Here is a 14,679-nt window from a genome sequence, read left to right as displayed (position 1 = left end):
ACTCCCTTACTTCATTGGTCGATATTGAGCCTCATTTTGTTTCACTCTCCAAAAATTAATATAGCTGATGGAGAATGCGAAAAGCAGCCAGAGGTAGTTTAGAGAAATTTGTGAGCTTGGGCTGATGCAGGATAGCGAGAAAGCAATCATGCCGCCAAGCAGCCCTTCACTGATCATTTTTTCATAAAGGGTATCACTTTGCCTGAAGATGCGGAAAAGCTGCAGGATGACCCAGAGATACAGGAGGACATAACCGGCAAAAATAACAGCTCCGTAATTGACGAGAATCTCGATCCACCAGTTATGGACGTTGATGATTCCCTTCGTCGGAAATTCCGCAAAATGCATGAGATAGTATTTAGAGTTCCCCGAACCGATGCCGAATCCAAAGCTTTTTTCAAAAAAAAGCAGTCCGTTCTTAATAAGGTTGGACCGGATATCGACCGAGGCGATCTCGGCTTGCGAACCACTGGACATCAAGCTGTGGAGCATGCCCTCAACCTTTCCGATGACCGCTGCAAACTTTTCTTTAAACATAACAATACCAGCCGCCAGACCGACGAAACCAAGAACAACAAGGCTTCTTTTCACTTTCTTGTTCGTTAAAAAAACAAACCAGAAAGCAAGTCCCAATGGGATCGCGATGAAATTCGCCCTGGATGACGTAAAGACCATCACATAAAGCGAGAGAAGCATCAAAGCAGTCCCCGCGGCCTTTAACAGCCAGGATCTTGTACGGTGGACAAAGGCTAAAACGAGAAAGAAACTGACCGAAATAAAGCTGGCAAAATCATTCTCGTTCACAAAAACGGATGTCGGAATACCCTTTTGATACTCTGCCACTTTATTGATTCTTGAGATGGCAAGATGTTGATGCGTCACATGGTTCCACAGCCCGATCACGGTCAGCACGGCGAACATGCCAAGCCAGATCCAGTACACATGCTTAAACTCCTCTTCCTTTTTCATGAGAAAGACCATAAAAAAGATGAGAGAAATCCCGATGATCAAGAAGATCAGGTCAACCGCACCCATTGAAAGGGAACGGCTCCAGCTCAGGGAGAAGAGGGCGTACAGCACCCAGAACAGGTGGAAGTACAGCACAGGTTTGACCTTTACCTTCTCCCAATCCAGCACGTCTCTTCTAAAAAGGGCGAGATAAAGAACGGCTGGAACCATCAAAACGTAAATCATCCTGTACGGAAACATCGAGATCGGCCCTACGGGAATGCTCATGATTCCCGCGCCCAGGAATGATGAAAAAATCAGGAGATAAAGCAGCAAGTTCATCATCGGAATCTGCTGCACAACCGGTTTGATAGCGATAAAAACAGCCATTAAAGCGACGTATCCTGCAAGTGCCGCTGTCAGAAGCAGCGGTGACTGGACTGGCACTCTGTCGATCAGCCAGCTGCCCGTAATGGCCGCAAAGCATAACGCCAGAATGAGCTGTGTAATTTTCGATTGAAAAAGACTCCGCAAATCAGGCATGTACTTCCCTCCCTTCGCCTTTCCTTCATAGATGCAAGTTTCATCGCTGTTTTCAAGGGAAACACGGGAAATTACGCCTCTTGATTTTTCAGCAGCTGGTCGTCTGGAACGCTTTTGAATTTTCTAGCCGGATGGCCGGCCACGAGATCTTGGCTTTCTACATCCTTTGTAACAAGGCTTCCGGCTGCCACCGCTGCTTCTTGTTCAATGACTTTGCCGGGAAGAATGGTGGAGTTGGCACCGATCCTCCCGCCTCTTTTTACGGTAACTCCTTTAAAATGTTTAAACCGTTCTTTGGACCGGGCCATATAGTTGTCATTGGTCGTAACAACACCCGGTGCGATGAACACGAGGTCTTCAAGCTCGGAATACGCCGTAATGTAAGCATTTGTTTCAATCTTGCATTTTACTCCGATGACGCAGTCGTTCTCGACCGCAGCGCCACGTCCGATAATCGTTTTATGGCCAATCGTCACCCGCTCGCGGATGGTCGCAAGGTCAGCGACGAAGACATCGTCAGCCAGCTCTGCGCTGGCGTAGATGATCGAATTGGTTCCAATCGTTACCCCTGAACCGATTTTTGCGGGCGGCAGTGTTTTTAATTCCGGCAGCGCTGAATTCTTTGCTCTTGCCGGCTGCTTGCCGATGACCGCATTATCCTGGATGATGCAGTTATCTCCGATGGAGACTCCGTCGTAAATGACCACATTATGCCCGATGATCACGTTTGAACCGAGCTGTACGTCTTTTCCTAATACTACATTACTCCCCTGGCTGACCGTCAATGAGAACACCCTTTCTTCCTAAAAGCTGAATGCGTTTATGCGAATGATTTTTCTTTCGATTCGTTTACAGGATTTTTGCTGAAATAAGCGGCGATCAGTTCAACGACATACTCCTGCTGCTCCCTCTTCAGTTCAGGGAACATAGGAAGTGAAAGTACTCGGTCTGCCGCTTTTTCAGTTTCAGGCAGGTCACCTTCCTTGTAGCCGAGTTCTTTGAATACCGGCTGAAGGTGAAGCGGTTTTGGATAGTAAATCATAGATCCAATTCCTTGCTCTTTCAAAAACTCCTGCAAACCGCTGCGGTCTGGCACTTGAATCGTGTATTGGTGGAACACATGATAGTTGTGTTCTTCCACAAACGGAGTGATAACAAGATCACCCAGCTTTTCCTTCAACAGTTCCGTGTAAATCGCAGCTTTTTCACGTCGTGCTTCGCTCCATGTGTTCAGATGAGGAAACTTAACGTTTAAGATTCCAGCCTGCAGCTCGTCCAGACGGCTGTTGTACCCCAGGATGTGATGATAGTATTTTGGCTTGCTGCCGTGAACACGGATCACACGCATCGTTTCAGCAATGTCTTCATCATTCGTGATGATCATGCCGCCGTCACCGTACCCTCCAAGGTTTTTCGTCGGGAAGAAGCTGTAGGTTGCTGTCGTGCCAAGCTCACCGACATTTTTCCCTTTGTATTTGGAACCGATGGCTTGAGCTGCATCCTCAATGATCGCCAGGTTATGCTTCTTCGCGATTTCAGCGATCGGCTCCATGTCTGCCATCTGGCCGTACAAGTGAACCGGGATGATTGCTTTCGTTTTTTCTGTTACCGCTGCTTCAATTTTTGCAGGATCAATATTGTACGTTTTAGGATCGATGTCGACAAAAACAGGAACAGCTCCTGCACGAGCCACCGCACCTGCAGTTGCAAAGAACGTAAAAGAAGGAACGATGACCTCATCCCCCTGTTTCACTCCGCATCCAAGCAAAGAAATGTGCAGAGCGTCACTGCCGTTCGCTACGCCCACACCATGCTTTGCCGCGCTGTATTCTGCTACATCCTGCTCCAGTTTCTTAACGTTATCTCCCAAAATAAAGCGAGATCCTGACATGATATCTTCCAAGCTTGCAAAAATCTCCTCTTTCAATGATTGGTACTGTTCTGATAGATCAAGCATAGGCACTTTCATCTATGATCCCTCTTTCTTCCTCTATATTTGTATTGCATACTTTTGTTAAAACCTTTTGCTACCGATGTTTAGTCGGGTTGGCCTAGGCGGGGCCCGCTTTGCGAACCCCAGCCGCGCGCTGAAGGGGAGACTTCGAGGGTCTCTTTTAGCGGCAGTATGCTATGACCTAATTCTCTTTAACACTGAGCTGATACGTCTTAGAAGTTTTCCCGGTTTCCTGGAAGGCGCAGATATCAAGGAAGCGGTCAGCAAGCTTCGTGATGTTGTGCTTCTCGTTCACATACCGATAGCTGTTCCTTGAAATCTCTGCTTTTTCTTCTTCACTTAAATTCAATAACTCTTCCAATCCTTCAGCAAACTCTCCCGGCTTTTCAGGAGCAACCGACTTGCCGGCTTTCGCTTCTGCCACAATGTCGTTGGACACATTGCCGGCAAACAGGATCGGTTTTCCGATCAGAAGGTAATCGTTCAGTTTATTTAACGAAATTCCGTATTTATAAAGCTGGGTATCCAGCATGGAAACTAACAATACATCTGCAAGAGCAAGTGTTGGCATCACTTCTTTTTTCGGAATGCCATCAAAGAAATACACGTGCTCATATTCACTGGCGAGATTTTTGAGATTGTCTTTTTCAGGACCGTCTCCGACAAGGACATAGGCTGTTTTCCCCGGAGAGACAAACTTTGCGCTGTTCACGACCGTTTCCAGTGAGTTGGCTACACCGTGGGAGCCGACATACATCGCGACCTTTCCGTGCTTTTCCTTAATCTTGCTGATCTCATCCTCAAGCGAGCTTTTGCCCTCTTTTTCTTTCATACGGTCCATGTTGATGCCGTTCGGGATGACGTGGATGATCTTTTCATCCACTCCCATCTCCTTAATGTACTGTGCCGCACCCGGCAGCGTAACGATGATCTGGTCCGCACGTTTATACACGAACTTCTCGATTGCACCGAACATAAGAACTGCGGGATGGTGCTTCGACATCGAACCGAGCTCGATCAGCGTCCGCGGCCATAGATCCCGGATCTCCACAATGTAAGCAGCCTTCTTCCATTTGCTTAAAAAGTAGGCAGCCAGGCAGGCAAACAAGTGAACCGATGAGCCTACGATGGCATCAGGACGCTCTTTTTTCATCATCCCGCGCCACATCGCCATGAAAAAGAAGGAAATCATGTTCAGGATCCGCATGACCCCGTTCCCTTTGTAAGGCAGGGTCCAGAGCCATTCAAAAATAACGCCGTTCACGTTTTCCTTGTAATTCTTCTTCTGCTTGTTTCTCCAGACAAAGCGATAAGCCAGAAAGCTGCTTGCGAAAATCCGAATCTTATGGTCTTTTTTTACGAGTTCATGGGCAATGTCATAGTGTCTAGTTATTCCTGTTTCCGACGGTTTTAACGCTACGTGATTTAAAATCCATACCTTCATCTGCTTGTTCACCCCGTTTTAAAGACCTGTTGTCAGCTATGGCCAACCATTCGTATAACGCAACCAGCTCTTGGCTTTCTTTTTCCCAGTTGTACTTCTCAATGACGGCCTTCCTGCCGTTTTCACCCATCTGTTTCGCTTCCTCCGGATGTTCCATGATCCATCTCATGGCATCGGCTACCGCATCAGGATCGAGCGGGTCCACACATAGTCCGCAGTGGTTCCCGATGACGAAATCCTCCCAGAGCGGGAAGTTGGAAGCGATGGATGGAAGTCCGGCTGCCATGTATTCAAACAATTTGATCGGGTAGGAGACCATGTATCTCGGTTCCGGCCGGATCAGTACGAGCCCGGCGGTGGACTCGTCAAGCACGTCCTTTACTTCGTTTCGGCTGAGCCAGCCTTTATGGTCGACATGGCTCCAGCCTTTCTGCTGCTTCATTTCCTGTTCCAGCTGTTCCGGAGCAAATTTGCCGGCGAGAACGAGCTCGCCTTGTTTTCCTTGTCCGTTCAGAACTTCGATCGCCGAAACCATCTCTTTGATGCCGCGAAGTTCCGTGATTCCCCCGATATAAAGGAAGCTGTTTTCTTTCCGTTTCGCAGTATGGCTCTCTGACGGATTTCCCATCAGTTCTTGCAGGATCGGAAAATTGTGAACCGTCACCGTGCTGGCGTTATACGTTTTAAAACGCTTCGTGATCGTCGGTGTGGCCGTCACAACGGCATCAAACCTGCTGGCTGCGTATTTCTCCATCTTTTTTACCGAGACCGAGATGTTCCTTCTGAGCAGTTTCGGAATCCACTGTTTGGAGAGGACCTGCTCAGGCACATCTTCATGAACATCATAGATGACTTTCTTGCCTTTCCTTTTTAAGAGAAGGCCGATGATCATCAGCTCGGGATCATGGAAATGGTATACATCGGCGTCTACTTCAATCGCCGCCTGATACACACTTTTTGCAGCAGCAATCATCCGAGAATAGCGGTTGCTTGCCGTTGAGGACACACCAACAACTTTTACGCCGTCTATTATTTTATTTTCGGTATTTGGTGCTATTAAATATACATCGTGTCCCGCAAGAGCTAGTGACCGGCATTCTTTCACAAAAATACGGATGTCGTCAGCGGGATGTACTGAAGTTAAATGACAGATTTTCACGGCAACGTTCACTACCTTTGGTTTGGGAGTTACCATTCGCATGGAAAACCAGACCTTGGCTGGCCTGGTTTTTTATTTTTTGGCTGTTTCGTAATGTTGCTCTTGGAAGTGGTTGATTTCCGTTCCAGGCTGCTCGCTTTTACCGGCGTAAACGCCTACTTTCGCGGGGCGTGCTCTAAGCCCCAAGGCGCAAGCGCCTTTGGGTCTTACCTGTCACGCTACCCCCGCAGGAGTCTCGCATCTTGCACTCCAATCAACTTGTCAATGAAGGCTTTTTACAAAAATCATCCAAAGCAGAAATCTTTTATAGAAGGTGATACTTTTTCACTTTCGCTGACAGATCTTTCATCGCGTTTCGTGTATCGAACAATACCGGGCTGTGTTCAGCGATCAGTTCATAGTCAAACGCTGTATGATCGGTTGTTAATAGAACAAGGTCGGCACTTTCAAGTACTTCTTTGGAAAGGTTATGAGTTTCCACGATACCGCCCATGTAGCGGAACGTGTTAACGTGCGGATCAACAACCGTGTAATTGGCTCCCGCTGCATCCAGCTTTTCAAGAATCGGAATGACCGGTGATTCCCTCATGTCCTCGATGTCTTTTTTATAAGCGACTCCTAGAATAACGACTTTCGCGCCGTTCATCGCTTTCTTTTCCTCATTTAAAATTTTCATGCTGCGTTCGATCACGAAGTCAGCCATGCTGTTGTTGATTTCCCCCGCTGTTTCGATCAGGCGGGTATGGTAGTTGTACTCACGTGCTTTCCAAGTGAGGTAGAATGGATCGATCGGAATGCAGTGTCCGCCAAGCCCAGGTCCTGGATAGAATGCCATGAATCCGTATGGCTTCGTTTTGGCTGCATCAATCACTTCCCAAACATTAATGTTCATCTTGTCGCAGAGGATGGCCATTTCGTTCGCCAGCCCGATGTTAATGTTTCGGAAGGTATTCTCAAGAATTTTTTCCATCTCAGCCACTGAAGGACTGGAAACTTCATGCACTTCTCCTTCAAGTACAGCACGGTAGAGAGCAGAAGCCACTTTCGTGCACTCTGGCGTCACTCCGCCTACCACTTTCGGGGTGTTCTTCGTGTTGAACACTTTGTTTCCCGGATCGACACGCTCTGGCGAGTATGCGAGGTGAAAGTCTTTTCCGCACGTGAAGCCTGAAGATTCAAGGATCGGGCGAAGCAGCTCTTCCGTCGTCCCTGGATACGTTGTGCTTTCAAGGACGATCAGCATGCCCTCATGCAGGAACTGTGCGATTTCTTTACCTGAGCTCTCTACATAGGATGTATCCGGCTGGCGGTAAATATCCAATGGAGTCGGCACGCAGATCGCAACGGCATCCACTTCTGAGATCAGAGAGTAATCCGTTGTCGCACGAATCTGTTTTGAAGAAGTAAGCATCGCCAGCTCTTCGTCCACAACGTCTCCGATATAATTGATTCCGTCATTCACCATTTCAACACGGTTTTCCTGAACGTCAAAGCCAATTACCTTGTAGCCTGCTTTTGCTTTTTCAACGGCAAGCGGCAGTCCGACATAGCCAAGGCCAACCACTCCGATGACAGCCTCTTTCGTTTCGATCTTGTTCAATAGTTGCTTTGTGAAATCTCGCTGTGTAGTCTGTAGAGTTTCCATTAGTTTAAAACCTCCTGAGGTTGCATTTTGACAGGCTGATTGGTTTCTGCTGATTCGTACATGGCAAGGACCAGTTCTAACGCTTTTTTGCCATCCTCACCTGTTACGATCGGCTCCCGGTTCTCTTTTATTGCCTCGACCATGTCTTCGATGATGCATTGATGACCGGGCTTTCCAAATGGATCTTCTTCTATCATTTTCTTAAGTTCGGCCGTTTCTTCTTCACTCGTGCCTTCAACGTTCCAGTGTTCCACGTTGACTGCAGTAGGACCGCCGATCTTAATCGTTCCTTTTTCACCAAAAATGCTAAGTGATTCTTCAAAGTTTTTCGGGTAGATGGTGGTCGCTGTTTCAACCACTCCAAGGGCTCCGCTCGTAAACTTCACGAGCCCGGTGCAGACATCTTCTGCTTCGATGTCACGGATGCGAGTGGCGCTCATGCTGAACACCTCGTTCACATCACCCATCATCCAGAGCATGAGGTCCAGGTTATGAATGGCCTGGTTCATGAGTACTCCGCCGTCCAATCCTTTCGTTCCTCTCCATGGCGCCTGATCGTAATACGCCTGGTTTCTGTTCCAGCGGACCGTTGCGTTAATGTGGCTGATCTTTCCCAGCTTGCCGCTCCCAACCACTTCTTTCAGCTTTTTCATCGCCGGTCGGAATCGGTTCGGGTGAACGACCGCCAGCTTCACATCGTTGCGTTCACACGCTTCGATGATGGCATTTGTATCATCCATCAAAAGAGCAATCGGCTTTTCTACGACTATATGCTTTTTCGCTTCCGCACCCTGTACGGCAAGCGTTGCATGAAAGCCGCTCGGGGTACAAATATTGATAACGTCTATATCCTTGTCAGCCAGCAGCTCCGCATAATCTGTATACGTTTTGGCGTTATACGTTTCCTTATAGAACTCCATGTTTTCCGGGATCATGTCACATACAGCAGCAAGTGCTGCGCCTTCTGCCCGGTCAATGGCTTCTGCATGTTTCTTCGCAATATGTCCGCATCCTACAATCGCAAAATTAAGCATCGACAAAACTCCTTTTGATTAAAAACAATAACTTGCTGTTCACTAGATATCTTCGTTCATTCTATATTATTTCCAAGGAATTTCAGGTAAATTCTCGGTTAAGAGATTGTTAAGGTCATTTACAAAAAGGCGCTGCGGGACGGGGCTTTTTCCGATAAGGCTTGTCGTGCCATGCGGTATGGGATTTACATTTTCTTAATAAAAGGGTCTTTTCAAAAAGCTGTTTTCTAAAAGATTGTTGCTTTTGGGTGGGTCATTATTGTAAAAAGACATCATCGACAAGTTGATTGGAGTGCAAGGTGCGAGACTCCTCGAAAATGAACGTCACATTTTCTTCGTGCGATATAACGCTGCCGAAGACTTCCTTGTCCTGCGGGACGCGCGTGACAGGTGAAACCCGCAGGCGCTTACGCCGAGGGGTTCAGCGCACGCCCCGCGAAAGTAGGCGTTTACGCCGGTAAAAGCGAGCATCCTGGAGCGGAAATCAACCACTTCCAAGAGCAACAATGGTTGCGAAAACAGTATTTCAAAAAGAGAAGCCCAAAAGAAAAGCACCCCTCTGTAAAAAGAAGAGTGCTATATATATATTCTTATTGTCCGTGCATTTATGTTAAATTCTCTGTGCTTGCATCTGATCCACCGTCTGTTTGATGCCTTCTGCAAGGGGCACCTCAGGCTTCCAGTTCACAAGAGCCATGAACTTGCGGTTGTCGAGGCAGCTGCGGTAGATATCACCTTCACGCGGCTCTCCGTAAACAGGCTCCAGGCCGCTGCCTATTTCCTTCGCCATCACACGGTACAGCTCGTTCACCGTGATCTCTTCGTTCGTGCTCACGTTAAAGATGCCGTCCTTACATAACAAAGCAGCGGTATTGGCCCGGGCCACGTCCTCAACAAAGATAAAATCACGGGTCTGATTGCCGTCGCCATAAATGGAGACCGGCTGTCCGCTCAGCAGCTTATCAAGGAAAATCTTGATAACGCCGCCTTCTCCGTCCTTCGTCTGCTTCGGTCCATAGATGTTGGAATAGCGAAGTATCGAGTAGCCGATGCTGTGTGTTTCGCAAAAGTTAGCGATATACATTTCACATGCAGCTTTTGAAATCCCGTATGGAGCAGTTGGCTGAAAATGCTCACCCTCTTTGAGCGGCGCGTTTTCATTTTCGCCATAGATGGCCGCTGTTGATGCGAAGACAAACTTCTTCACATCTAAGGCTTTCGCCAGCTCCAGCATTCTGACCGTCCCTTCAATGTTCATCCTCATATCGTTAAGCGGGTCTGCTACGGAAGAAGGCACACTTGTCTGGGCCGCCAGATGGATGATCGCGTCAATTTCATAAGGCTGCAGCCGTTCCGGCAGAGAAGGATCAAGAATATCACTCTGGATGATCACATCCTCCGTGTTTACATTGCTTTCGCTTCCCGTCAGAAAGTTATCCACCAAAATCGGGGTATGCCCTTCCTTCATCAGTGCGTTTTTCGTAAATGTCCCGACGAATCCTGCTCCGCCCGTTACTAATACATTCATGCTGAATCCTCCCGTCAGTACCTGAGTTTTAGTTTTCGAATAACCGTTCTATAGAGCCGCAGGTCGCTTTTCTTGATCAGCAAAAAGCGGTGGTACGGCTCGTTTGTCACTTTTTTGTATAAGACGACCTTTACGAGGAAGCTGACAAAATACGTGATCGTCGCAGAAAATGCGGCTCCGGTCACTCCATACCTCGGAATGAGCACCACGTTCAGCACCAGGTTAAACAGCACATTGAAGATGGAAAGATACATGTTTAACTCGGGCTTTCCGCGGCCGGCAATGTCATTGGACAGAATCTTCTCGACCGACAGAAGCGCCACACCGGGCAGAGTGATTTGAAGCAGGCTCGCACTGTTCTCATACTGATGTCCAAAAAGCGTAACGATCAGATCCTTTGCGACAATAGTCCCAATCAGCGCAATGACTAACGTAATCGCCATAATGTTTCTTGATACGAGAGAAGTGAGATGGTTTCTCTCTTCATCGGTTTCAATGGCTGCGATTTTTGGGTATAGGACATTGGATATAGAAGCAGCAAAAATAGTCAGCCTCTCCCCAATATTCATTGCGGTTACGTAAATCCCTACCGCTGAATCCACCATGAAAAACCCAATGAGGAAAACAACGATACGATAGTTCAAAAAGCTCGCAAAGTTGCTGATATGCGCTTTAAGCCCGTAATTGACAGATTTGCGGAAATACTCCCAAGAGAATCCCCTGATATTAAAACGCAGTCTATGCTTTTTCTTCAGCTGATAGACCATGTAGGCGACGTTGATCAAGTTCCCGGCGATGAACGCCATAATCGCCCCTGGAAGGCCGAGCCTGAAAATAAGGACGAAAACAGCGACAAAGCCGAGAATTCCCACCTGGTTCACGACCATGGCCGTATTGAACAGTTTAAAATCCTGCAAGCCCTGAAAGACCGTCTGAAAATACTCGCGCAAAAACATGAACGGCAGTGCCAATAAGCAAAGGTACAGCAGCGTATGAGGGGTGTGATTGAAAAACTTTTCCGAGAAAAAGAAGATCACAATCGCCCCGATCCCCATACTGACCAGGCTAAGCAGCGTACCGATTATGATGTTATTGTTGTAGACCGTATTCAGCTTCACGTCTCCCCTGCTGATGTAATAGATCGTCGACGTGTTGATGCCGAGCGTCAAAAAGGTCAGCAGAACTGTCGGCAGCAGGGTGATCAGTGCATACTTACCTTGTCCGGCAGGTCCCAGAATCCTGGCCAGCACGACAAGCAGCAATATGCCGATGACGATATTGGTCACCTGTCTTGAAAAGGTCATGAAACTGTTTCTGACGAAGCTTCGATTGCCGTCGCTCATATCACGATCCGCTCCCTTTCTTTACACTTTTTAAAAAGTCTGTGTAATTTTTCTTTGCATCATATTCCTTTTCCCATTTTGCAAAGGCGTTCGAACGGTACTTCATTTTCTTTTCATCCGGCAGCGCGGCGAATCGCTCGATATCATCCGCCAGCTCAGCAGACGATACCTCTGACGGAACCAAGAAACCATTGCTTTCATCAACGAGTTCCCTTACACCGCCGACATCTGTCGCTATGACCGGAATAGAAGTACTGAACGCTTCCATAATGGTCACGGGAATTCCTTCACTCTCGCTCACGTTCACAAAAAGATCAACCGGCTGTGACTGATAAAATTCAAAGATCTGCTGCTGCGTCCAATGTCCTTTAAAATCGATGGTAACATGTTCCGGCAGCTCATTTTTCGCTTTGTTTTCGATCTCTTCCCGCTGTTCACCGTCTCCAATATGCGTCCAGTGGATCGGAGATGCCGTTTGTTTTAACGCCTGCACCAACAGATCCAGCCGTTTTACCGGCTTTACGTATGAACAGGAAACAATCCTGAGAATTCCGTCTTGTGAAGGGGCTGCGGTAAAGCCAGGTTTTTCAGTCCCGAGCCGGTTCACGAGAAGATGAGCATTCGCGTTTGGATATTTCGATTCAAAATAGTTCTTTCCGTCATCAGAAATCATCCGCACCGAATCGAGTGACGAGATCACTCTTTCCTGAAACGGCAGATAAGGCAGTGAATGCCGGTAATCGTACACGTCCCCTCCGTGGGCGCGGGATACCGCCAAAAGATCCCGGTGCGTTTCCTTCAGCATCGCAAGAGCTACCGCTGAAGGCGTCAGCCAGTACGAATAAAAAACGGAATTGCTTATATCAAAATTCGGATCATCCAGCCACTTTCTCTTGATTTCATCACGGATCCGAATTGCATGGCTCAGCCAGTTAGCCACCTGCATCAACCCTCTGCTGCCAAACATACGGGCTTTTGGAAGCTCTCTTGAAAGCCAGCGGCGTCCCTGAGGATCTGCCGTCACACTGTAAAACGTATGAATGTATTTTTTTGTGCCCCCAGGCCTCCCCGGCAGCTGGTGGACTTGCACTTTTTCAGGAACAGGCCGCTGCTCTCCGGTTCCGTTTACAGCAGCAACTTCAATCTTTTCAAATAAGTGTTCCATGTATTTCATTTCGGTTTCTAAAAACTGCTCCCCGGGCAGGTAAGGATAACGGTTGGTTATCAGGATCATGTGCTCTCTTGCTGTTTTTATGCCATTCTGCAATGTGTTCACCATCCTTTGAATCCTGAAGCTCTTAATCATTCTTGCCAAAAAGAGCATGTATAAGGCTGTTCTCTTAATCTTTCGCAGGCCGATTTTTATTTTTGCAATTCCGTTTTTCGCATAAAAAGCCTAACGGAGGCCTGAACTATCATGATAGGGGTCATTTATTAACTCAACTTAAATTTCTCATGAAGCTTTTGTAAATCTTTGTCCAAATTGTCTTTACAGTTACCGAATTCTTCATTAAACTGTAATATTCTTTATATGATTTTTATTGTATTTACACAACTTTAAAGGTATCTTTATTGTATGCTTCCATAAATTTACGTTCCTTATGTCGAGCCAATTCGACAAGGATTACGAAGTTGCATTGTCTGTACGATCCTATTCTGTCACCAGAAAAGAAAATAACAGACCAACAAAACCATAGATATAGATGTAGAGAAGAAAAGGAGATTACTATAGATGGACCGTCAACAAATGCGGAAAAAGAAGAAGAAAAAGAGACGTATAAAGTTTGTCGTCTTCCCATTGATTCTGATTCTTTTAGGAACAGTCGGTTTCGGATCTTATTTAACCTATAAATTAGCCAACGCATCATCAAAAGCGCAGGAAACCCTATCACGGGGAGGAAAATCAGAGCTGCGCCTGAATGAAGTTGACCCTGGCAAGGATAACTTTTCCGTCCTTATTGCAGGGATCGATGACAGCAAGCACCGTAAAGGGGAAAAGGGATTTGCAGGCAACCGGACAGATGCCCTCATTCTCGCCACCTTCAACCGTGATAAAAAATCCGTGAAAATGGTGAGCATCCCGCGTGACTCCTACGTTACGATTCCGGGGCGCATCAACAAGGACAAGATCACCCACGCCCACGCGTTCGGCGGCATGGATCTTACCGTGGATACAGTGGAACATCTGTTCAACATCCCGGTCGACTACTATGTAAGAGTAAACTTTGATGCATTCTTGCAGATTGTAGATACACTTGGCGGCGTTAATGTCGACGTACAGAAGAAAATCGTCGAACAGGACAGCAAGGACCGTCCTAGAGCCATCACAATCGAGCCAGGCCAGCAAAGGCTAAACGCTGAGGAAGCTCTCGCATACGCGCGTACGCGTCATGCCGACTCAGACATCATGCGCGGCGACAGGCAAAAACAGATTGTCGAAGCTATCCTTAAAGAATCAACACAGATCAAATCGATTCCTAAATACGGCAAGCTTATCGAGAACGTCGGCGACAACATGTCCACCAACTTTACGTTCGGCAACATGCTCGCACTTCTCAAATACGCGAAATCCGTAGGAGATGTCGAATCGCTTAAATTAGAAGGAACAGACGCAAGAATCAATAATATTTATTACTATTCCTTAAACGAACAATCAGTACAAAATGTGTCTGCCCAGCTGAAAGAGCATCTTGCTTATGACGGCTCAGGCACACAGGACAGCGGAACGGGTACCGGAACAGATTCCAGCAGTACCGATTCCACTACAGATAGTACTTCGGAAGCAAGCAACGGAAATTAAGTTTAAGCCGGCCATCGGGGCCGGCTTTTTTCTTTTGGGTGGTTGTTGTGAGTGTGACTGGGAGCGGTTTCGCCTTGATTTTACGTCATTTTTATAAAAATAAGGACTAATTAGGATTTGTAATTTTATCACAGCTTGCTGTCAGCTATAATTGAGCGTTTTAAGGAGTTATTTTGGCCAAAACCAGAGATGTCAGTGGAAAATCAGCTGTCGATGTTGATGGCGTTCTCTTTTATTCTCGAAAAAAATGCTGTATTTATTCTCGAAAAACGGATTTTATT

Annotated in this window: 11 protein-coding genes; 1 reads left to right on the top strand and 10 read right to left on the bottom strand. The window is 47.0% G+C overall.

The features are described from left to right. Positions 1–6: 6 nt before the first annotated feature. The 10 genes from OKX00_RS04105 to OKX00_RS04060 form a co-directional block, all read right to left on the bottom strand. Positions 7–1,491, bottom strand: a complete 1,485-nt coding sequence (locus OKX00_RS04105; RefSeq protein ID WP_265409541.1) for an O-antigen ligase family protein — start codon at positions 1,489–1,491, stop codon at positions 7–9. Positions 1,492–1,562: 71 nt separating this feature from the next. Continuing rightward, positions 1,563–2,285: an N-acetyltransferase gene (locus tag OKX00_RS04100; protein ID WP_053356961.1), complete on the bottom strand. Its 723-nt coding sequence runs from the start codon at positions 2,283–2,285 to the stop codon at positions 1,563–1,565. 26 nt (positions 2,286–2,311) lie between these two features. Continuing rightward, on the bottom strand, positions 2,312–3,460 hold the full coding sequence (locus tag OKX00_RS04095) for a DegT/DnrJ/EryC1/StrS family aminotransferase (RefSeq protein ID WP_265409540.1): 1,149 nt from the start codon (positions 3,458–3,460) through the stop codon (positions 2,312–2,314). Between the two features lie 166 nt (positions 3,461–3,626). Further along, positions 3,627–4,889, bottom strand: coding sequence for a glycosyltransferase family 4 protein (locus OKX00_RS04090; protein WP_265409539.1), 1,263 nt, complete (start codon positions 4,887–4,889; stop codon positions 3,627–3,629). Next, on the bottom strand, positions 4,831–6,090 hold the full coding sequence (locus tag OKX00_RS04085; protein WP_265409538.1) for a glycosyltransferase family 4 protein: 1,260 nt from the start codon (positions 6,088–6,090) through the stop codon (positions 4,831–4,833). Before OKX00_RS04085 ends, OKX00_RS04090 begins: the two co-directional genes overlap by 59 nt. A 262-nt stretch (positions 6,091–6,352) precedes the next feature. After that, on the bottom strand, positions 6,353–7,693 hold the full coding sequence (locus tag OKX00_RS04080) for a nucleotide sugar dehydrogenase (protein ID WP_265409537.1): 1,341 nt from the start codon (positions 7,691–7,693) through the stop codon (positions 6,353–6,355). Next, positions 7,693–8,727: a Gfo/Idh/MocA family protein gene (locus OKX00_RS04075; protein WP_265409536.1), complete on the bottom strand. Its 1,035-nt coding sequence runs from the start codon at positions 8,725–8,727 to the stop codon at positions 7,693–7,695. Before OKX00_RS04075 ends, OKX00_RS04080 begins: the two co-directional genes overlap by 1 nt. Before the next feature lie 610 nt (positions 8,728–9,337). After that, positions 9,338–10,255 carry an NAD-dependent epimerase/dehydratase family protein gene (locus tag OKX00_RS04070; RefSeq protein ID WP_265409535.1) on the bottom strand — a complete coding sequence of 306 codons (918 nt, stop codon included), beginning with the start codon at positions 10,253–10,255 and terminating at the stop codon, positions 9,338–9,340. 14 nt (positions 10,256–10,269) lie between these two features. Next, complete coding sequence (locus OKX00_RS04065) at positions 10,270–11,598, bottom strand: flippase (protein ID WP_265409534.1); 1,329 nt, start codon at positions 11,596–11,598, stop codon at positions 10,270–10,272. A gap of 1 nt (position 11,599) precedes the next feature. Next, entirely contained in the window at positions 11,600–12,877 is a 1,278-nt protein-coding gene (locus OKX00_RS04060) for a glycosyltransferase (RefSeq protein WP_265409533.1), read from the bottom strand. A gap of 453 nt (positions 12,878–13,330) precedes the next feature. Between OKX00_RS04060 and OKX00_RS04055 the strand changes: the two genes are divergently transcribed. After that, positions 13,331–14,398, top strand: a complete 1,068-nt coding sequence (locus OKX00_RS04055) for an LCP family protein (RefSeq protein WP_265409532.1) — start codon at positions 13,331–13,333, stop codon at positions 14,396–14,398. Positions 14,399–14,679 lie beyond the last annotated feature (281 nt).

The sequence above is a fragment of the Fictibacillus sp. KU28468 genome (genome assembly GCF_026153615.1).
GTDB classification, from domain to species: Bacteria; Bacillota; Bacilli; order Bacillales; family Fictibacillaceae; genus Fictibacillus_C; species Fictibacillus_C marinisediminis.
This window is presented reverse-complemented; position numbering and strand designations above follow the sequence as displayed.

What these genes read in the sequence shown, in the direction of transcription:
- OKX00_RS04105 (WP_265409541.1), bottom strand. Translation starts at nt 1,491, where the DNA reads ATGCCTGATTTGCGGAGTCTTTTTCAATCGAAAATTACACAGCTCATT.
- OKX00_RS04095 (WP_265409540.1), bottom strand. Translation starts at nt 3,460, where the DNA reads ATGAAAGTGCCTATGCTTGATCTATCAGAACAGTACCAATCATTGAAA.
- OKX00_RS04090 (WP_265409539.1), bottom strand. Translation starts at nt 4,889, where the DNA reads ATGAAGGTATGGATTTTAAATCACGTAGCGTTAAAACCGTCGGAAACA.
- OKX00_RS04085 (WP_265409538.1), bottom strand. Translation starts at nt 6,090, where the DNA reads ATGCGAATGGTAACTCCCAAACCAAAGGTAGTGAACGTTGCCGTGAAA.
- OKX00_RS04080 (WP_265409537.1), bottom strand. Translation starts at nt 7,693, where the DNA reads ATGGAAACTCTACAGACTACACAGCGAGATTTCACAAAGCAACTATTG.
- OKX00_RS04075 (WP_265409536.1), bottom strand. Translation starts at nt 8,727, where the DNA reads ATGCTTAATTTTGCGATTGTAGGATGCGGACATATTGCGAAGAAACAT.
- OKX00_RS04070 (WP_265409535.1), bottom strand. Translation starts at nt 10,255, where the DNA reads ATGAATGTATTAGTAACGGGCGGAGCAGGATTCGTCGGGACATTTACG.
- OKX00_RS04065 (WP_265409534.1), bottom strand. Translation starts at nt 11,598, where the DNA reads ATGAGCGACGGCAATCGAAGCTTCGTCAGAAACAGTTTCATGACCTTT.
- OKX00_RS04060 (WP_265409533.1), bottom strand. Translation starts at nt 12,877, where the DNA reads ATGGTGAACACATTGCAGAATGGCATAAAAACAGCAAGAGAGCACATG.
- OKX00_RS04055 (WP_265409532.1), top strand. Translation starts at nt 13,331, where the DNA reads ATGGACCGTCAACAAATGCGGAAAAAGAAGAAGAAAAAGAGACGTATA.